Below are 18,255 nucleotides of genomic sequence, written 5' to 3'. Positions count from 1 at the left end.
CTTTTTTCACGGCTGGCCGAGGGGCTGGCCGTTCAATGGGGAGTTCACAGTGAAACCGGTCAAAGTAGGCATCTGTGGGTTGGGGACCGTCGGTGGCGGAACCTTCAATGTACTTAAGCGTAACGCCGAGGAAATCGCCCGCCGCGCCGGGCGTGGAATCGAAGTGGCACAGATTGCCATGCGTTCGCCCAACCCGAACTGCCAGATTACCGGTACCCCCATTACCGCTGACGTGTTCGAGGTAGCGAGCAACCCTGATATCGATATCGTCATTGAACTGATTGGCGGCTACACCGTGGCCCGCGACCTGGTGCTCAAGGCCATCGACAATGGCAAGCACGTGGTCACCGCGAACAAGGCGTTGATCGCGGTGCACGGCAACGAAATCTTCGCCCGCGCCCGCGAGAAGGGCGTCATCGTCGCCTTCGAGGCGGCCGTGGCCGGCGGCATCCCGGTGATAAAGGCGATCCGCGAAGGCCTGTCGGCCAACCGCATCAACTGGGTTGCCGGCATCATCAACGGCACCGGCAACTTCATCCTTACCGAGATGCGCGAGAAGGGCCGTACCTTCCCTGACGTGCTGGCCGAAGCCCAGGCCCTGGGTTACGCCGAAGCCGACCCGACCTTCGACGTCGAAGGCATCGATGCCGCGCACAAGCTGACCATCCTCGCGTCCATCGCCTTCGGCATCCCGCTGCAGTTCGACAAGGCCTACACCGAAGGCATCACCCAGCTGACCACCGCCGACGTGAACTACGCCGAAGCCCTGGGCTACCGCATCAAGCACCTCGGCGTTGCACGCAGCACCGCGGCCGGCATCGAACTGCGGGTGCATCCGACCCTGATCCCGGCCGACCGCCTGATCGCCAACGTCAACGGCGTGATGAATGCAGTGATGGTCAACGGCGACGCCGCGGGTTCGACCCTGTTCTACGGTGCCGGCGCCGGCATGGAGCCAACCGCTTCCTCGGTGGTCGCCGACCTGGTGGACGTGGTTCGCGCCATGACCTCCGACCCGGAAAACCGCGTACCGCACCTGGCCTTCCAGCCGGACTCGCTGTCCGCCCACCCGATCCTGCCGATCGAAGCCTGCCAGACCGCGTACTACCTGCGCATCCAGGCCAAGGACCACCCGGGCGTACTGGCGCAGGTAGCGAGCATCCTCTCCGAGCGTGGCATCAACATCGAATCGATCATGCAGAAGGACGTCGAGGAACAGGACGGCCTGGTACCGATGATCCTGCTTACCCACGAGGTGCAGGAACAGCGCATGAACGATGCCATCGTCGCCCTGGAAGCCCTGCAGGATGTGGTCGGCAAGGTCGTGCGGATCCGCGTCGAACAGCTCAATTAATCGTCTGCGGCGGGCCGAGGCCCGCCGCTTGAATCATAGGTTTGCCCAAATGCGCTATATCAGTACCCGTGGCCAGGCTCCTGCCCTGAATTTCGAAGACGTCCTGCTGGCGGGCCTCGCCAGTGACGGTGGCCTCTACGTTCCGGAAAACCTTCCGCGCTTCACCCAGGAAGAGATCGCTTCCTGGGCCGGCCTGCCGTACCACGAGCTGGCGTTCCGGGTGATGCGTCCGTTCGTTACCGGCAGCATCGCCGATGCCGATTTCAAGAAGATCCTCGAAGAAACCTACGGCGAGTTCGCCCACGCCGCAGTGGCACCGCTGCGCCAGTTGAACAGCAACGAGTGGGTGCTCGAGCTGTTCCACGGCCCGACCCTGGCGTTCAAGGACTTCGCCCTGCAACTGCTCGGCCGCCTGCTGGACCACGTCCTGGCCAAGCGCGGCGAGCGCGTGGTGATCATCGGTGCCACCAGCGGCGACACCGGTTCTGCGGCCATCGAAGGCTGCCGTCGCTGCGACAACGTCGACATCTTCATCCTCCACCCGCACCAGCGTGTGTCGGAAGTGCAGCGCCGCCAGATGACCACCATCATGGGCGAGAACATCCATAACATCGCCATCGAAGGCAACTTCGACGACTGCCAGGAAATGGTCAAGGCCAGCTTCGCCGACCAGGGCTTCCTCAAGGGCACTCGCCTGGTGGCGGTCAACTCGATCAACTGGGCGCGGATCATGGCCCAGATCGTCTACTACTTCCACGCGGCCCTGCAGCTCGGCGGCCCGGCCCGTTCCGTGGCGTTTTCGGTGCCGACCGGCAACTTCGGCGACATCTTCGCCGGCTACCTGGCGCGCAACATGGGCCTGCCGATCAGCCAACTGATCGTCGCCACCAACCGCAACGACATCCTGCACCGCTTCATGAGCGGCAACCAGTACGTCAAGGAAACCCTGCACGCGACCCTGTCGCCGTCCATGGACATCATGGTTTCCTCGAACTTCGAGCGCCTGCTGTTCGACCTGCACGGCCGCAACGGCGCGGCGATCGCCGAACTGATGGCCAGCTTCAAGCAGGGTGGCGGCTTCAGCGTCGAGCAGGATCGCTGGACCGAAGCGCGCAAGCTGTTCGACTCCCTGGCGGTGGACGACGCACAGACCTGCGAAACCATCGCCGAAGTCTTCGCCCAGACTGGCGAAGTGCTGGACCCGCACACCGCCATTGGCGTCAAGGCCGCCCGCGAATGCCGCCGCAGCCTGGACACCCCAATGGTGGTGCTCGGCACCGCGCATCCGGTCAAATTCCCGGAAGCGGTGGAAAAGGCCGGTGTCGGCAAGGCACTGGAACTGCCAGCGCACCTGGCAGACCTGTTCTCGCGGGAGGAAAAGTGCACCGTACTGGCCAATGACCTGGGCAAGGTCCAGGCGTTCGTAAGTCAGCACGGCAATCGTGGCAAGCCGCTGTAAGCGGTACGCGGTGAAGAAAGCCCGTCCTCAGTGACGGGCTTTTTAATGCGTGAGTGCCGGCAAATCGCTGGCCTCATCGCTGCGGTGCAGCGGTCCGACAAGCCAGCCACACAAGGTGCGGCATGCACCGGACCTGTGGGAGTCCGCCCAGCCTTTCGGGCTGCGCTGTCGTACAGAGAACAGTTCCAAGGCACGACGCGTACCCTGTGGGAGCGGGTTTACCCGCGATTGCTATGGTGAATTCACCTACGTAATCGCGGGTAAACCCGCTCCCACAGGGTCCTTGCAAATCAAAGAGTTATGTCTTGTTCTATGAGCGCTGGCTTGCCAGCGATGAGGCCAAGCGCACAAGGCAGCCATTTCCTGATCTATCGTCAGATCCCCAGTCGGAAATATTCACCGTTCTTTCGGATTTTTCCTATAGGTCGCCTCGCACACTTTCCCTAGAGTCGCAGCTTCGTGCCATCACGGAGGCCTGCCCAATGCACTCGCTCAAGGTCCTGATCCTCGAAGACCATCCCTTTCAGCTCATGGCCCTGCACCAGATGCTCAATGCCAATGGCGTGTTCGATGTGCTTGTCGCCGAGTCGGTTGCGGCGGCCATGCAGATGCTGGAGCGCCGTGGTCCGGTAGACGTGGCGATCTGCGACCTGTACATGGACGGCCCGGACGGCCTGGCGCTGATCCGCTACCTGGCGCAACACCGACTGGCTGCGGCAGTGATCGTGCTCAGCGACGCCGAGCCGGCGCTGCTCGACAACATCGCCGAACTTGCCCCTCAACTCGGCCTGCGCCTGCTCGGCTGTGTGCAGAAACCAGCCAGCGGGGCGCTGCTGCATCGCTTGCTCAATGATTATCTTGAACGCATCGGCGAACTGCCCGCGTTTGAAGCCACGGCACACATCCTCGAGATGACCCGGCTTTCCCCGGAACAACTGGCCCATGCCCGGGGGCAGTGGAAAGTCCGCTACCAACCCAAGGTCGACAAAGAGGGCATCCTGTTGGGTGTCGAAGCCTCGGTACGCTGGCAGCATCCGACCCTGGGCTCGCTCACCCCGGGCCAGTTCTTCGTCGCGCTGCAGGGCGCCGGGCTGCTGGAAATGCTGACCTGGCATGTGCTGGAAAAGGCCGTGGCACTCAGCGCGGCGATCCGCCTGGAAGACCGGCGCCCGATGCCGGTGGCGGTGAACCTGCCTACGCCGAGCCTGCTCGACGATACGTTCGCCGAACGCTTGCGCGCCATGCTGCTGCAGCATCGACTGCCGGCCAGTGCCTTGACCCTCGAACTCGGCGAATCCCACTGCGCCGATCTCGATGCGGTGCACTTGCAACGCCTGGCGGACCTGCGCCAGCTCGGCTGCAAATTGTGCCTGGACGGCTTCGGCCGTGGTGCCGCCAACCTCCGGCAACTGTTCGACCTGCCGCTCAGCGAGGTGAAGCTTCCCGGGGAGTTCGTCCGTGGCATGGCCGAGGATGGCAAGAAGGCAGCCGTGGTGGCCTCGGCCTTGATCCTGGCCCGGCGCAGCGCACTGGACGTGGTGGTGGAGGATGTCGACACCCTGGCCGACTGGCACGCCGCACAGGGGCTTGGCGGTTCCTGCCTGCAGGGCGGTTTCATCGCCTGGCCGATGTCTGGCGGCGAATTGCTCCAATGGATCGATGCCCGCGAGCCTTCGACCAATGGCCAGCAAGGCGTGGCTTGAATCGTTGATGGCTTTTTGATATTGCTGCAAGGGAGGACATGTTCAAGCTGTCATCTTTGCCGGGCATGCTCCCGTGAATCCCCTGGTGAAAGCCCGTGGTGTCGAACTTTTTCGAGATTGGCGGGGTCAGTCAAAGACCACTTGGTTCTAACGAGGTGAATAAGTGAACAAGATGGAATCTGTCAGCTTGTTGCTCAATGAAGCATTGGCACCTTATCAGGTCATCCTGGAGCCCCTGGGGACGGGCAATTTCACGCTGTCGTTGCGTGACGAGAACGGTTTTCAGATTTTGCAGCGCACCACACCTGCCGGCCAGTTGCAGGACCAGCGCCTGCTGGTGGACCTGGTAGACGGCCTGCAGCGTGACCTGCGCATCGCCGAAGGGCGCTTGCAGCCCTGCGTGATCGCCGCTTGGCAGCATGCCCGGCAGGGGCGCGAGTTGTCGGCCAGCCTGTAAGGGAACCTTTGGCGCAGACGACACTCAGACGTTATACAGGTGGCGAACTGGCATTTTGCTCCGATGCCTGCGCACCGCCTCTACGCAAGGCCATCCAAGGGCCAGCGTTTAACCCCGATCGGGCTCCCCACCGTTCGGGGTTTCTTTTTTGCTGCTACGGATGGTCTTCGACGAAGAAATGCCGCGCGTCCTCCAGGTAGGCCTTGCGGGTCTGTTCGTCGAGCCATGCGGCGTACAGCGGTGGCAGGCGTTGTTCGCGCATCTCCAGCAACAAGCGGTCGATATGGCTGACGGCCTCGCGTCCTTGCGGGGTATCCGAGCAGCCAACATGGATGAACTGGTACTGGGCCATGCCCTGGATCGGATAGAAGGCCAGGTCGTCCAGCGGCTGGTCCGACTCGACACTGAGGTAGCGTACTTCCGTCCAATACCCCAGCAACCACTTCAGGCGCCCCAGATGCTGCATCTGCAGCAGGCTGCGCATCGCGTCGTTGCCGTAATGCGCGGTCAGGGTGTCGGGCGGAGCGGCCTTGAGCAGCATGTCCACCGGCGGGCTGTAGCTACGTTCGGCGACCATGCCCAGGCGCGACGAGCCGCTGGCCAGCAGGCGCTGCAGATCGACCTTGCCGTCCACCAGGAACGGCTCGACCATCGCCGCATCCTGCTTGCGCACGATCAGGCCGTTGCTCAGGGTACCCATGCTCGGCACCGAGAAATAAATGAATTTCGCCCGCTCCGGGGTCCACAGCAGGGTCGGGTCGCAGGTGAAGCTGGGCTCGGCGAGCATCTGCATGGCGCGAGCCCGGTTGACCCGCAGGATGCTGTGGTCGTATTCGGGCATTTGCTCGATCAACCGGGCGAGCAGTTGATCCACCGCGCCCTGGCCCTTTTGCGAACCTTCGAAGATGGTCAAGGGCGGCAGGTCGCGCAACAGCCAGGTCAGGCGCTCCCTGGCTTCGATCACACCGGAAATTCCCAGCAATGCCACGAGCAGCAAGCCGAGGCCGGTACTGCGTAGCAGCGCTTTCAGATGGCACCCTGCTTGCGCAGCGCGCCGATGGCCGCCGGATCGTAGCCCAGGCCGGCGAGCAGCTGGTCGGTGTGCTCGCCGAGCGTCGGTCCCACCCATTCGCTGGAGCCCGGTGTATCGGACAACTTGGGCACGATGCCTGGCATCCTGAAGGGCTTGCCGTCAGGCAGCTTCGCCTGCAGGAACATTTCGCGAGCGAGGTACTGCGGGTCGCTGAACATGTCTTCGGCGCTATAGATGCGGCTGGCGGGCACTTCCGCGTCGTTGAGGGTGCGCATCAACTGTTCCAGCGGCACGCTGTTGGCCCAGCGGTCGATTACCCCGTACAGCTCGTCGCGCCGGGCATCGCGCCCATCGTTGCTGGCCAGCGTTGGATCCTCGGCCAGGTCGGCGCGGCCAATGGCAAGCATGAAGCGCTTGAAGATGGCGTCGCCGTTGGCGCCGATCTGCACGTGCTTGCCGTCGGCGCTGGTATGGATGGACGACGGTGTGATGCCAGGCATGATGTTGCCGGTACGCTCGCGGATGAAGCCAAACACATCGAACTCCGGGACCATGCTTTCCATCATGGCGAAGATGGCTTCGTACAGTGCCACGTCCACTACCTGGCCTTCGCCCCCGTTGACCTCGCGATGTCGCAGGGCCATCAGGGCGCCGATCACACCCCACAGGGCGGCGATGGAGTCACCGATGGAAATCCCGGTGCGTACCGGCGGCCGGTCCTCGAACCCGGTGATATAGCGCAGCCCGCCCATGGATTCGCCTACTGCACCGAAGCCCGGCTGGTCCTTCATCGGCCCGGTCTGGCCGAAACCGGACAGGCGGACCATCACCAGCCCGGGGTTCAGCGCTTTGAGCACGTCCCAGCCCAGGCCGAGCTTTTCCAGCACGCCGGGGCGGAAGTTCTCGATCAGGATGTCGGCGTCGGCGAGCAGGCGCTTGAGGATCGCAATGCCTTCGGGATGCTTGAGGTTGAGGGTCAGCGATTGCTTGTTGCGGGCCTGGACGAACCACCACAGCGAGGTCCCCTCGTACAGCTTGCGCCACTTGCGCAGCGGATCGCCGCCGTCCGGCGACTCGACCTTGATGACCTGGGCACCGAATTCGGCGCAGATGCGCGAGGCGAAGGGGCCGGCGATCAAGGTTCCGAGTTCGACGACTTTCAGACCGGCGAGGGGTTTGCTGGGCAGCGACATAAGGCATCCGGGGCAATGAACGGTGCGCTCGTTTTTATCACAGGGCGACAGGCGCAGATACTGTTGCAGCGCAGGATCGTGGCCGCGCTTCGTCGATTGCCGCCGCATCGGTTAGACTGCTCGACTTTCCCCGTTACCAGAAGCCCGTCCCCATGGCCCAGCCGTCCACCACCTACAAATTCGAACTGAACCTCACGGACCTTGACCGAGGCGTCTACGAGAGTGTCAAGCAGACCATCGCCCGCCATCCTTCGGAAACCGAGGAACGCATGGCCGTACGCCTGCTGGCCTACGCGCTCTGGTACAACGAGAACCTGTCGTTCGGTCGCGGTCTGTCGGATGTCGATGAAGCTGCATTGTGGGAAAAGAGCCTGGATGACCGCATCCTGCACTGGATCGAGGTCGGCCAGCCGGACGCCGAGCGCCTGACCTGGTGCTCGCGCCGCACCGAGCGCACCAGCCTGCTGGCCTACGGCAGCCTGCGCGTGTGGCAGAACAAGGTGGTGGATGCGGTGAAGAACCTGAAGAACCTGAATATCGCCGCCGTGCCCCAGGACGTCCTGGAAACCCTGGCCACCGACATGCCGCGTGCGATCAAGTGGGACGTGATGATCAGCGAAGGCACCGTCTTCGTCACCGACGACCGCGGGCAGCACGAAGTGCAGCTGGAGTGGTTGCTGGGCGAGCGCGGTTGAGCCATCAGTCCATGCGTATCGAACCCCGCTCGCTGCCCCCGACCCTACCTTTCCTTGGCGACCTGCCGCCGCTGCTGACCCGCCTGTACGCCGCGCGCGGCGTACAGAGCGCCGAAGAGCTGGACAAAAGCCTGGCGCGGCTGTTGCCCTTCAGCCTGCTCAAGGGCATCGACGCGGCGGTGGATTTGCTGGTGGAGGCCCTGGCCAGGCGCCAGCGCATCCTAATCGTCGGCGATTTCGACGCCGACGGCGCCACCGCCAGCAGTGTCGGCGTGCTCGGTTTGCGCCTGATGGGCGCGGCCCATGTCGATTACCTGGTGCCCAACCGCTTCGAATACGGTTACGGCCTGACCCCGGAAATCGTCGCCGTGGCCCTGCAGCGCACACCCGAGCTGTTGATCACCGTGGACAACGGCATCTCCAGCGTCGAGGGCGTGGCGGCAGCGAAGGCTGCGGGGCTAAAGGTACTGGTCACCGACCACCACCTGCCGGGCCACGAGTTGCCGCTGGCCGATGCCATCGTCAACCCCAACCAGCCAGGCTGCGGATTCCCGAGCAAGTCGCTGGCCGGGGTCGGGGTGATCTTCTACGTGCTGATGGCCTTGCGCACGCGTTTGCGTGGCCTGGGGCATTACGACAACAAGCCGCAGCCGAACCTCGGCGAACTGCTCGACCTGGTCGCCCTGGGCAGCGTCGCCGACGTGGTGCCGCTGGATGCCAACAACCGCATCCTGGTGCACCAGGGCCTGGAACGCATCCGTGCCGGCCGCGCCCGTCCGGGGCTCAAGGCGATCCTCGAAGTTGCCCGCCGCGATCACCGGCGCATCACCTCTACCGATCTCGGTTTCATCCTCGGCCCTCGCTTGAACGCCGCTGGCCGTCTCGACGACATGAGCCTGGGCATCGAATGCCTGCTCTGCGATGACGAGGCCCTGGCCCGGGACATGGCGGTGCAGCTGGACGAACTCAACCAGGACCGCAAGTCCATCGAACAGGGCATGCAGCGCGAGGCGCTGGCCCAGCTCAAGGACCTGCCGCTGGAGTCGATGCCGTTCGGCCTGTGCCTGTTCGAGGCCGACTGGCACCAGGGTGTGATCGGCATCCTCGCCTCGCGCCTGAAAGAGCGCTATCACCGTCCGACCATCGCCTTCGCCGACGCGGGCGAAGGCATGCTCAAGGGCTCGGCCCGTTCGGTGCCGGGTTTTCATATCCGCGATGCCCTGGATGCGGTGGCGGCACGTCATCCGCAACTGATCAGCAAGTTCGGCGGCCACGCCATGGCGGCCGGGCTGTCCTTGCCCGCCGACAACTTCCCGGCCTTCGCCGAGGCCTTCGACGAAGAAGTGCGCCGGCAATTGCGCGAGGAAGACCTGACCGGTCGCCTGCTGTCAGACGGCACCCTGGCGGTCGAGGAATTCCATCTCGAACTGGCCCGCGCCCTGCGCCACGCCGGGCCCTGGGGCCAGCACTTCCCCGAGCCACTGTTCCATGGGGTGTTCCAGTTGGTGGAGCAGCGCGTTGTCGGCGAACGCCACCTCAAGGTGGTGCTCAAGAGCGAATGCGGCGCGCTGAAGCTCGACGGCATCGCTTTCGGCATCGACCGCGACGTCTGGCCGAACCCCACGGTGCGCTGGGTCGAACTGGCCTACAAGCTCGATGTAAACGAGTTCCGCGGTCAGGAAACGGTGCAACTGATGATCGCGCATATGGAACCGCGCTGAATCTGGGGGTAGGAAACTGGTCTAGGCTTTGTAGGACCGGCACTGAGCCAAAGGGAAAAACGAGCGCTCGGTTCGGTCCACCATTCGGAGTCCTGGAGAGGTGCCCTCATGAGTCTGTTACTTGAGCCTTACACCCTGCGTCAGTTGACCCTGCCGAACCGTATCGTCGTGTCGCCCATGTGCCAGTACTCCAGCGTCGATGGCCTGGCCAATGACTGGCACCTGGTGCACCTCGGCAGCCGTGCGGTCGGCGGTGCCGGGCTGGTCATCACCGAAGCCGTTGCGGTCACCGCCGAGGGTCGCATCACCGCCCAGGACCTGGGCCTGTGGGACGATGCGCAAATCCCGCCACTGCAACGCATCACCCGTTTCATCGTGGCACAGGGCTCGGTCCCGGGCATCCAGCTGGCCCATGCCGGGCGCAAGGCCAGTACCCATCGGCCGTGGATCGGCAAGCATGGCAGCGTCAAGCCCGAGGACGGTGGCTGGGTGCCGGTCGGGCCGTCGAAGATCGCCTTCGACCCGCAGCACACCACGCCTAGCGAGCTGAACGAGTCGCAGATCCGCGACATCATCGACGACTTCGTCGCTGCCGCCAAACGTGCGCTGGTGGCGGGATTCAAGGTGGTGGAGATCCATGCCGCGCATGGTTACCTGCTGCATCAGTTCCTCTCGCCGCTCAGCAACCAGCGCCGTGACAGCTATGGCAGTTGCTTTGAAAACCGTATTCGCCTGACCTTGCAGGTCACCGAGGCGGTGCGCGAGGTCTGGCCGGAGTCGCTGCCGCTGTTCGTGCGGGTTTCGGCGACGGACTGGGTGGAGGATGGCTGGAACCCGGATGAAACGGTGGAACTGGCCAAGCGCCTGAAAACCCTGGGTGCCGATCTGATCGATGTGTCGTCCGGCGGCACATCCATGCATGCCGAGATCCCTACTGGCCCTGGCTATCAAACGCGTTTTGCGGAAAAAGTACGCAAGGAGTCGGGGATCGCCACGGGCACGGTCGGCATGATCACCGAGCCGGCGCAGGCCGAGCACATTCTGCGCACCGGCCAGGCCGACCTGATCTTCCTCGCTCGCGAGCTGCTGCGTGATCCGTACTGGCCGCTGCATGCCGATGACGACCTAGGCGGCAACAAGGCGACCTGGCCGGCGCAGTACCAGCGCGCGACCAGCCGGGAGCAGCCGATTCATGAGTCGGATTTGAGGGATTGAACGCGAGAGGGGCAGGCCTTGTGGTCTGCCCTTTTTATGCATGGGCCGCGTGATTCAACACGTCACTCACCCACTGATTGATGCTCTTGTTCTCCAGTTCTGCTTTGGCGGCGACGCTGGCGTGTAGAGTAGGCTCCAGTCGCAGGCTCAGCTTTCCCGAATAGGTCTTTTGCGGTTCCCTGCCCAATCTGATGCAGGTTTCCAGATAATCGTCCACTGCTTCTTCAAAGGCGCTACGCAGTTCCGCGACAGACTCTCCGTGGAAGCCAATTACATCGCGAATGCCCGCTACATGGCCGATCAGCAACTGGTCTTCATCACTGTATTCGATACGCGCTGCGTATCCCTTGTAGGTCATTACATTCATGGTGTCACTCCTGCCAGTTCAAGGAACCGGCGCGCGTCGCGGATCTGATAATGCTTGGCCTGCTTGTCGGGGTGAGGGCGATGGAAGGTCGCGACTTCACCGTTCAGTTCGAAACGGACCCTTGAACCCCTGCCTTCAATGATCTGGGATCCCAAGCTGACTAACAGCGACTCGATTCGTGACCATTCGAGGTTCTTCGGGGGTGGTTTGCTGAAGAGTAGCTTCAGGGTACTGAGCTGATGACTATTCATGGTATCAAACTATGATACCAGGTGGCATGGTTCAATCTTTTGGGGGTAGGCAAGAGAAGTAACTTGAGTAGGAATTTTCCGGAAGAGCTGTGGTTCGCCTTATCACCGGGCCCCTGTGGGAGCTGGCTTGCCAGCGATGAGGCCGCTTGAGCAATGATGTTGTCAGGTCGGGCGCAATCGCTGGCAAGCCAGCTCCCACAAGGTCCTGAGCCAGCCATGGGATCCGTGCTCGACAAAGGCCCTGTGGAAGCTGGCTTGCCAGCGATGAGGCCGGCTTGAGCAATGATGTTGTCAGGTCGGGCGCAATCGCTGGCAAGCCAGCTCCCACAACGTCCTGAGCCAGCCATGGGATCCGTGTTCGACAAAGGCCCTGTGGGAGCTGGCTTGCCAGCGATGAGGCCGGCTTGAGCAATGATGTTGTCAGGTCGGGCGCAATCGCTGGCAAGCCAGCTCCCACAGGGTTTGATGTTGTCCTCTGGGGTCAGGCCAGTTCCCCCACCGCCCGCCAGGCCTCATCGATCGCTGCATGGGCATACGCACTCCATGCCGCATCCGAGTTGGCGATGCTTACATTCCCCAGCGGCTTGCGCGCTGTTTCCATCCATTGTTCGGTCTGTGCCGGGTCGTCATACAGGCTGTTGGTGAAGCAGGCATAGCCGTGCGACCAGCGATTGACCGTGATTGCCAGGATATCGCGCTGGTGATCGAACCCACCCGCGCCAAGCATCCGCTGCAACTGTTCGCGCAGTTGCGCTTCCAGTTGATCGAAACTCTGCCCGTACAGCTTCGCCCGCCCGGTGCGCGCCTGGTCCCGGGCATTCATGCCGGCATTCGGCGTGGTCGGCACATAGACCAGATGCAGGCCGATGGCCTTGGCCGGATCCCGCGGGTGCTCGTAGCCGCCCATGCTCACCGGATAATCCAGCTTGATCCGGCTGTAGGGCTGGGTCGCCGCATAGATTTCGTGCACGCCGAGCGTGTGGAACGCCTGCCAGTTGCGCACCACCACCTTGGTGTACACCAGCGGGAACTTGACGTTCTGGCTCAGGGCATGGGCCTGTTCCGCCGGCAGGTCGCGCAGCAGGTAGGGGATCATCATGTTGTAGCAGGCCATCACGCAGTGCCTGCCCCGCACCTGTGCCAGTTGCCCGCCACGGCTGTAGCCGATGTTCACCCCGCCATCCACATTGCGTACGCTGACCGCCGTGCTGTTCAGGCGGATGCGCACCGGGTGCGCAGCCTGGTCCAGCTGGCTGTAGTCGAACTTCGCCAGGACGATATCCTCCATGCCCTTGCCCGGCGCCACCTGGGGAATCAGGTCGCGTACCAGCAGGCGCGCCAGCGAGGCGTTGCCATCGGGGAAGTGGTAGATGTAGGGCTCTTCCATCTCCGCCCGGGCTTCCTCGCTGATCGGCTCCAGGTTCATCGCGGCGAAGCCGGGGAAACCGAAGTTGTAGGCATCATAGGCCGCCACTGCATCGATGCCCAAGGCCATGAAGTCGTTGGTGCGCCCCTGGAAGTAGGCCACGGCGACTGGCGACAGCCCCACGTCCTTGAGCAGGAAGTCGCGGTAGCTGGTGGTCTCCAGGTGTTTGGTTTTCTGTTCGAGGCTCTTGCCGGCGAGGTAATCCCGGGGCGCTTCGTGCAGGTCGATCAGCGCCGCGCGATCCGCCTGCGGCAATGGGAAGTCGTTGATGAAGTCGCGGATCGAGCGGGCATTCAGCCGGTCCGGGGCGATATCGTCGGCCACCATGGGCGTTGGGTCGCCGGTCACCAGCTTGTCCTCGCCAAAGGTCTCCTTGTCGAAGAACACTGCGCGGGACAGGTTCAGGTCCGGGTAGAAGTTGCGCTCGAACGCCGTTTCGAAGCGCTTGATCTCCACCCCTAGTGCCTTGAGCAGACCGTTCACTTCCTGGCTGTACAGATGGTTTGGCGACTGGAACGCCTCGCTGCCGCCATAGCCGATGATCATCCGCCCGTCGGCGCTGAACTCGTTGCGCTTGGCGTGGCCGCCGAAGTCGTCGTGGTTTTCGATCACCAGGATCCGCGCCTGCGGATGTTTCCGGCGATAGAACCAGGCTGCCGACAGGCCACTGATGCCACCCCCGACCACCACCAGGTCGTACTGCTCGGCGATCGGCAGGGCGTCGGTGTCGAAGGTCTTTTTCTCCCAGCCCATCTGGTGCGCCACGTCGAAGGCGCCCGGGTGGCTGCCGCGCAGGCCAGTCAGGGAGGGCGGATAGTAGCGCCCGTCCGGAGCGGCCTGGAGAATCTGCAGCGGGGTCATTCCCGCTGCAATTCCGATGGCGACGCCGTTGAGGAAATCGCGTCGTGTGATCTGCATGAAAATCCCTTAGTGCTTGAACATCACATGACGGATGCAGGTGTAGTCTTCCAGGCCGTACATGGACATGTCCTTGCCATAGCCGGAAAGCTTCTGGCCGCCGTGGGGCATTTCGCTGACCAGCATGAAGTGCGTATTGACCCAGGTGCAGCCATATTGCAGGCGCGCCGAAACGCGGTGGGCGCGGCCGACATCGGCGGTCCACAGCGAGGAGGCCAGGCCATAGTCGGAGTCGTTGGCCCACGCCAGCACCTGGGCTTCGTCGTCGAAGCGGGTGACGGAGACGACGGGCCCGAATACCTCGCGACGCACGATTTCATCATCCTGCTGGGCGTCGGCCAGTACGGTCGGTTCGAAGAAGAAACCGTCACCCGGTACTGCCTTGCCGCCGGTGACCAGGCGGATATGCGGCTGGGCGATGGCGCGCTCGACGAAGCCGGCCACGCGGTCGCGGTGCTGGGCGGTGATCAGCGGGCCCAGTTCGGTCTCCGGGTCGTTCTGCAGGCCGTACTTGATGGTCGAGACCGCCGCACCGAGCTTCTCGACGAATTTCTCGTAGATACCGCTTTGCGCATAGATGCGGCAGGCTGCGGTGCAGTCCTGGCCGGCGTTGTAGAAGCCGAAGGTGCGGATGCCATCCACCGCCGCATCGATATCGGCGTCGTCGAAGATGATCACCGGGGCCTTGCCGCCCAGTTCCATATGCATGCGCTTCACGCTGTCGGCGGTGCTGGAAATGATGTTCGAGCCGGTGGCGATGGAACCGGTCAGCGACACCATGCGCACCTTCGGATGGCTGACCAGCGGCGCGCCGACGCTCGGGCCCTTGCCGAAGACGATATTGAGCACGCCGGCCGGGAAGATCCCGTTGGCCAGTTGCGCCAGGCGCAGGGCGGTCAGTGGCGTCTGTTCGGACGGCTTGAGCACCACGGTATTGCCGGCGGCCAGGGCCGGGGCGATCTTCCAGGCCACCATCATCAGCGGGTAGTTCCACGGTGCGATGGAGGCGATCACGCCCACCGGGTCACGACGGATCATCGAGGTATGCCCCGGCAGGTACTCGCCGGCCGCCGAACCATTGAGGCAGCGGCTGGCACCGGCGAAGAAGCGGAACACATCGGCAATGGCCGGGATCTCGTCGTTCAGCGCGGCGCTGTAGGGCTTGCCGCAGTTGTCCGATTCCAGTCTGGCCAACTCTTCGGCGTGGGCCTCGATGGCATCGGCCAGCTTCAGCAGCAGGCCGGAGCGGTCCTTCGGCGCAGTTTGCGACCAGGCATCGAAGGCATGGTCGGCGGCGCGCACGGCGGCATCGACCTGGGCCGCGCTGGCTTCCTTGATGCTCACCAGGGTAGTCCCCAGCGACGGGTTCAGTACGTCATGGCTCGGGCCTTCGCCATCGAGCAGTTGGCCGTTGATCAGCAGTTGGGTGTGCATGAGTCAGTCCTCGTCAGGCAAGTCGGGGTTATTTGCCGCTGCCGGCGACGCTTTCGCCGCCGCGGGTCAGGTAGTAGGCGCCAAGGATCGGCAGCATGGTCACCATCATCACCAGCATGGCCACCACGTTGGTGACGGGCACGTCGCGCGGCCGGCTGAGCTGGTTGAGCAGCCAGATCGGCAGGGTGCGTTCGTGCCCGGCGGTGAAGGTGGTAACGATGATCTCGTCGAACGATAGGGCGAAGGCCAGCATGCCGCCGGCCAGCAACGCCGAGCCGAGGTTCGGCAGGATGATGTAGCGGAAGGTCTGCCAGCCGTCGGCGCCGAGGTCCATGGAGGCCTCGATCAGGCTCTGCGAGGTACGGCGCAGGCGAGCGATCACGTTGTTGTAGACGATCACCACGCAGAATGTCGCGTGGCCGACCACGATGGTGAAGATCCCCGGCTCGATGCCCAGGCTCTTGAACGCCGAGAGCAGGGCGATACCGGTGATGATGCCGGGCAGGGCGATCGGCAGGATCAGCATCAGCGAAATGCCTTCCTTGCCGAAGAAGCTGCGCCGGTACAGCGCCGCCGAGGCCAGCGTACCGAGCACCAGGGCGATCAGGGTGGCCAGGCAGGCAACCTGCAGCGACAGCTTGATCGACTCCAGCACGTCCGGCCGCGAGAAGGCCACGCTGAACCACTTCAGGGTAAAGCCCTGGGGCGGGAAGCTGAACGCCGCGTCCTCGGTGTTGAAGGCATAGAGGAAGATGATCAGGATCGGGAAGTGCAGGAACACCAGCCCGCCCCAGGCCGCGATACGCAGGCCCAGCGAAGCTTTTTCAGAGTGCATCGAAGGCTCCCAGGCGTTTGACAATGGACAGGTAGATGGCGATCAGCACGATCGGCACCAGGGTGAAGGCCGCGGCCATCGGCATGTTGCCGATCGCGCCCTGCTGGGCGTAGACCATGCCGCCGATGAAGTAGCCGGGCGGGCCCACCAGTTGCGGCACGATGAAGTCGCCCAGGGTCAGGGAGAAGGTGAAGATCGAGCCGGCGGCGATACCCGGCACCGACAGCGGCAGGATTACCTGCATGAAGGTCTGCCGTGGCGTCGCGCCGAGGTCTGCCGAGGCGTGCAGCAGCGAAGGCGGCAGCCGTTCGAGGGAAGCCTGGATCGGCAGGATCATGAACGGCAGCCAGATATAAACGAAGACCAGGAAGCGCCCCAGGTGCGAGGTCGACAGGGTGCTGCCGCCGACCCCGGGGATGCCGAGAAGGAATTGCAGCACCGGCTCCAGGTGCAGCACCTGCACGAACCACTGGGCTACGCCGCCCTTGGCCAGCAGCAGGGTCCAGGCGTAGGCCTTGACGATGTAGCTGGCCCACATCGGCATCATCACCGCGATATAGAAGAAGGCCTTGGTCTTGCCCGTGGTGTAGCGCGCCATGTAGTAGGCGATGGGGAAGGCCAGGGCGGCGCTGGCAATGGACACGGCGATGGCCATGGCCAGGGTGCGCACGATGATGTCGAAGTTCGCCGGGTTGAACAGCGCGGCGAAGTTGGCCAGGGTCAGGTCCGGCGTCACCGCCATGGTGAAGTCGTCGAAGGTGTAGAACCCTTGCCACAGCAGGCCCAGCAGCGAGCCGAGGTAGATCGCGCCGAACCAGATCAACGGCGGGATCAGCAGCAGCGCCAGGTACAGGTTGGGCTTGCGGTACAGCAGGTTGGAGAAGCGCCGCATGGGCGATCCCGAAGACACGCGTGGTGCCGGTTTTTCCAGGGCCAGGCTCATCTCAGCGGCCCTCGCCCAGCACGGTTTCCTGCAGCGGCGTCATCGCCTCGCGGGCCCAGTGCGCGGCCAGGCGCTGGCCCGGCTGCAACTGGGCGGCGTCGGCCTGCCACTGGGTGTTGGCCTGGCTGACATTGAGCAATTGGCCGTTGTCCAGTTTCAGTTCGTAACGGGTAGCGCTGCCCTGGTACTGGATATCGTGGAGCACGCCGCTGACCTGGACCTGGCCGCTCACGGCCGAATCGCCCAGGCGGATATGTTCCGGGCGGATCGAGAAGGGCTGCGCACTGCCACTCAACTGGCCGGCAAGATCGCCGCGCAGCACGTTGGAGGTGCCGACGAACTCGGCGACGAAGGTGGTGGCCGGCTTCATGTAGAGGTTGCGCGGGGTGTCCACCTGCTCGATGCGACCGCGGTTGAACACGGCGACCCGGTCGGACATCGACAGCGCTTCGGTCTGGTCGTGGGTGACGAAGATGAAGGTAATGCCGAGCTGGCGCTGGAGCTTTTTCAGCTCGGTCTGCATCTGTTCGCGCAGCTTCAGGTCTAGGGCGCCTAGGGGCTCGTCGAGCAGCAGCACCCGTGGACGGTTGACCAGGGCACGGGCCAGGGCCACGCGCTGGCGCTGGCCGCCGGACAGCTGCACCGGCTTGCGGCTGCCGTAGCCGCCGAGGGCGACCATCGACAGCGCTTCTTCGGCGCGGGCGTGGCGTTCCTGCTTGCCGACACCCTTGACCTTGAGGCCGTAGGCAACGTTGTCCAGCACGCTCATATGGGGGAACAGGGCGTAATCCTGGAACACCGTGTTGACGTCGCGCTGGTAGGGCGGCAGGCCGGCGGCCTCGGCGCCATGGATGCGGATCGAGCCGGCGCTGGGTTGTTCGAAGCCGGCGATCAGGCGCAGACAGGTGGTCTTGCCCGAGCCGGACGGCCCGAGCATGGAAAAGAACTCGCCGTCCTGGATATCGATGGATACCCGGTCGACGGCCTTGACCTCGCCGAACAAGCGGGAAACCTGGGTGAACTGGACTGCAAGGGTCATGGTGCGATGCTCCGGATAGGCGTGGGTGTGTGCAGCGGCCCAGGCCTGGACGACTGACGACGGTGGTGCGTGTTTTTGCAGGTGGTTTTTGGGTTGCTCTTTCGGGCCCTATCGCTGGCAAGCCAGCTCCCACAGGTTCTGTGTGCGCCGCGAACCCTGCATGAGGCCCTCAAGCCAGCCCACAAAGCCCCGGTACATGCGGTCTCTGTGGG

General features: G+C 63.8%; 16 protein-coding genes. 7 read left to right on the top strand and 9 right to left on the bottom strand.

Annotation, left to right across the window (positions count from 1 at the left end):
- Positions 1 to 49 precede the first annotated feature (49 nt).
- From N7650_RS03375 to N7650_RS03360, 4 genes are all read left to right on the top strand, one after another.
- Positions 50 to 1,354: a homoserine dehydrogenase gene (locus N7650_RS03375; RefSeq protein WP_009403600.1), complete on the top strand. Its 1,305-nt coding sequence runs from the start codon at positions 50 to 52 to the stop codon at positions 1,352 to 1,354.
- Between the two features lie 49 nt (positions 1,355 to 1,403).
- Positions 1,404 to 2,813, top strand: a complete 1,410-nt coding sequence (thrC, locus tag N7650_RS03370) for a threonine synthase (RefSeq protein WP_009403601.1) — start codon at positions 1,404 to 1,406, stop codon at positions 2,811 to 2,813.
- Positions 2,814 to 3,295: 482 nt separating this feature from the next.
- Positions 3,296 to 4,516, top strand: a complete 1,221-nt coding sequence (locus tag N7650_RS03365) for an EAL domain-containing response regulator (RefSeq protein ID WP_279897113.1) — start codon at positions 3,296 to 3,298, stop codon at positions 4,514 to 4,516.
- A gap of 172 nt (positions 4,517 to 4,688) precedes the next feature.
- Positions 4,689 to 4,973 carry a DUF3509 domain-containing protein gene (locus tag N7650_RS03360; RefSeq protein WP_279897131.1) on the top strand — a complete coding sequence of 95 codons (285 nt, stop codon included), beginning with the start codon at positions 4,689 to 4,691 and terminating at the stop codon, positions 4,971 to 4,973.
- A gap of 154 nt (positions 4,974 to 5,127) precedes the next feature.
- Here the strand turns inward: N7650_RS03360 and N7650_RS03355 are convergent, their stop codons facing one another.
- Entirely contained in the window at positions 5,128 to 5,961 is an 834-nt protein-coding gene (locus N7650_RS03355) for a TIGR02285 family protein (protein ID WP_347815649.1), read from the bottom strand.
- Positions 5,962 to 5,999: 38 nt separating this feature from the next.
- Positions 6,000 to 7,199 (bottom strand): CaiB/BaiF CoA-transferase family protein, encoded by a 1,200-nt coding sequence (locus tag N7650_RS03350; protein WP_279897111.1) that lies wholly within the window; start codon positions 7,197 to 7,199, stop codon positions 6,000 to 6,002.
- A gap of 152 nt (positions 7,200 to 7,351) precedes the next feature.
- On the opposite strand from N7650_RS03350, the gene N7650_RS03345 reads away from it, so the two are divergent.
- The 3 genes from N7650_RS03345 to N7650_RS03335 all read left to right on the top strand — a co-directional run bounded on the left by N7650_RS03345 (position 7,352) and on the right by N7650_RS03335 (position 10,830).
- Complete coding sequence (locus N7650_RS03345; RefSeq protein ID WP_279897110.1) at positions 7,352 to 7,894, top strand: YaeQ family protein; 543 nt, start codon at positions 7,352 to 7,354, stop codon at positions 7,892 to 7,894.
- Positions 7,895 to 7,905: 11 nt separating this feature from the next.
- Positions 7,906 to 9,615, top strand: coding sequence for a single-stranded-DNA-specific exonuclease RecJ (gene recJ, locus N7650_RS03340; RefSeq protein ID WP_279897109.1), 1,710 nt, complete (start codon positions 7,906 to 7,908; stop codon positions 9,613 to 9,615).
- Between the two features lie 108 nt (positions 9,616 to 9,723).
- Positions 9,724 to 10,830 carry an NADH:flavin oxidoreductase/NADH oxidase gene (locus N7650_RS03335; RefSeq protein ID WP_009403615.1) on the top strand — a complete coding sequence of 369 codons (1,107 nt, stop codon included), beginning with the start codon at positions 9,724 to 9,726 and terminating at the stop codon, positions 10,828 to 10,830.
- Between the two features lie 34 nt (positions 10,831 to 10,864).
- Here N7650_RS03335 and N7650_RS03330 read toward each other — a convergent pair whose 3' ends face one another.
- From N7650_RS03330 to N7650_RS03300, 7 genes are all read right to left on the bottom strand, one after another.
- Positions 10,865 to 11,197 (bottom strand): type II toxin-antitoxin system HicB family antitoxin, encoded by a 333-nt coding sequence (locus tag N7650_RS03330; protein ID WP_009403617.1) that lies wholly within the window; start codon positions 11,195 to 11,197, stop codon positions 10,865 to 10,867.
- Positions 11,194 to 11,448, bottom strand: a complete 255-nt coding sequence (locus N7650_RS03325) for a type II toxin-antitoxin system HicA family toxin (protein ID WP_279897108.1) — start codon at positions 11,446 to 11,448, stop codon at positions 11,194 to 11,196. Before N7650_RS03325 ends, N7650_RS03330 begins: the two co-directional genes overlap by 4 nt.
- A gap of 481 nt (positions 11,449 to 11,929) precedes the next feature.
- Positions 11,930 to 13,792 (bottom strand): NAD(P)/FAD-dependent oxidoreductase, encoded by a 1,863-nt coding sequence (locus tag N7650_RS03320; protein ID WP_279897107.1) that lies wholly within the window; start codon positions 13,790 to 13,792, stop codon positions 11,930 to 11,932.
- Between the two features lie 9 nt (positions 13,793 to 13,801).
- A complete protein-coding gene (locus N7650_RS03315; RefSeq protein WP_279897106.1) occupies positions 13,802 to 15,226 on the bottom strand; it encodes a gamma-aminobutyraldehyde dehydrogenase in 1,425 nt (474 codons plus the stop codon).
- A gap of 28 nt (positions 15,227 to 15,254) precedes the next feature.
- Positions 15,255 to 16,061: an ABC transporter permease gene (locus N7650_RS03310; protein ID WP_009403624.1), complete on the bottom strand. Its 807-nt coding sequence runs from the start codon at positions 16,059 to 16,061 to the stop codon at positions 15,255 to 15,257.
- A complete protein-coding gene (locus N7650_RS03305) occupies positions 16,051 to 17,004 on the bottom strand; it encodes an ABC transporter permease (protein WP_279897105.1) in 954 nt (317 codons plus the stop codon). The genes N7650_RS03310 and N7650_RS03305 overlap by 11 nt, the downstream gene beginning before the upstream one ends.
- Before the next feature lies 1 nt (position 17,005).
- Positions 17,006 to 18,043, bottom strand: coding sequence for an ABC transporter ATP-binding protein (locus N7650_RS03300; RefSeq protein WP_009403628.1), 1,038 nt, complete (start codon positions 18,041 to 18,043; stop codon positions 17,006 to 17,008).
- Positions 18,044 to 18,255: the final 212 nt, after the last annotated feature.

The sequence above is a fragment of the Pseudomonas sp. GD04058 genome (genome assembly GCF_029836855.1).
Lineage (GTDB): Bacteria > Pseudomonadota > Gammaproteobacteria > Pseudomonadales > Pseudomonadaceae > Aquipseudomonas > Aquipseudomonas bharatica.
The sequence above is the reverse complement of the archived record's forward strand: the minus strand, read 5'-3'. Positions and strand labels throughout refer to the sequence as shown.

Bases quoted from the DNA above. Each gene is read 5' to 3' on its own strand.
- N7650_RS03365 (WP_279897113.1), top strand. From the start codon at position 3,296: ATGCACTCGCTCAAGGTCCTGATCCTCGAAGACCATCCCTTTCAGCTC.
- N7650_RS03320 (WP_279897107.1), bottom strand. From the start codon at position 13,792: ATGCAGATCACACGACGCGATTTCCTCAACGGCGTCGCCATCGGAATT.
- N7650_RS03360 (WP_279897131.1), top strand. From the start codon at position 4,689: ATGGAATCTGTCAGCTTGTTGCTCAATGAAGCATTGGCACCTTATCAG.
- thrC (WP_009403601.1), top strand. From the start codon at position 1,404: ATGCGCTATATCAGTACCCGTGGCCAGGCTCCTGCCCTGAATTTCGAA.
- N7650_RS03325 (WP_279897108.1), bottom strand. From the start codon at position 11,448: ATGAATAGTCATCAGCTCAGTACCCTGAAGCTACTCTTCAGCAAACCA.
- N7650_RS03305 (WP_279897105.1), bottom strand. From the start codon at position 17,004: ATGAGCCTGGCCCTGGAAAAACCGGCACCACGCGTGTCTTCGGGATCG.
- N7650_RS03310 (WP_009403624.1), bottom strand. From the start codon at position 16,061: ATGCACTCTGAAAAAGCTTCGCTGGGCCTGCGTATCGCGGCCTGGGGC.
- N7650_RS03330 (WP_009403617.1), bottom strand. From the start codon at position 11,197: ATGAATGTAATGACCTACAAGGGATACGCAGCGCGTATCGAATACAGT.
- N7650_RS03315 (WP_279897106.1), bottom strand. From the start codon at position 15,226: ATGCACACCCAACTGCTGATCAACGGCCAACTGCTCGATGGCGAAGGC.
- N7650_RS03335 (WP_009403615.1), top strand. From the start codon at position 9,724: ATGAGTCTGTTACTTGAGCCTTACACCCTGCGTCAGTTGACCCTGCCG.
- N7650_RS03345 (WP_279897110.1), top strand. From the start codon at position 7,352: ATGGCCCAGCCGTCCACCACCTACAAATTCGAACTGAACCTCACGGAC.
- recJ (WP_279897109.1), top strand. From the start codon at position 7,906: ATGCGTATCGAACCCCGCTCGCTGCCCCCGACCCTACCTTTCCTTGGC.
- N7650_RS03350 (WP_279897111.1), bottom strand. From the start codon at position 7,199: ATGTCGCTGCCCAGCAAACCCCTCGCCGGTCTGAAAGTCGTCGAACTC.
- N7650_RS03300 (WP_009403628.1), bottom strand. From the start codon at position 18,043: ATGACCCTTGCAGTCCAGTTCACCCAGGTTTCCCGCTTGTTCGGCGAG.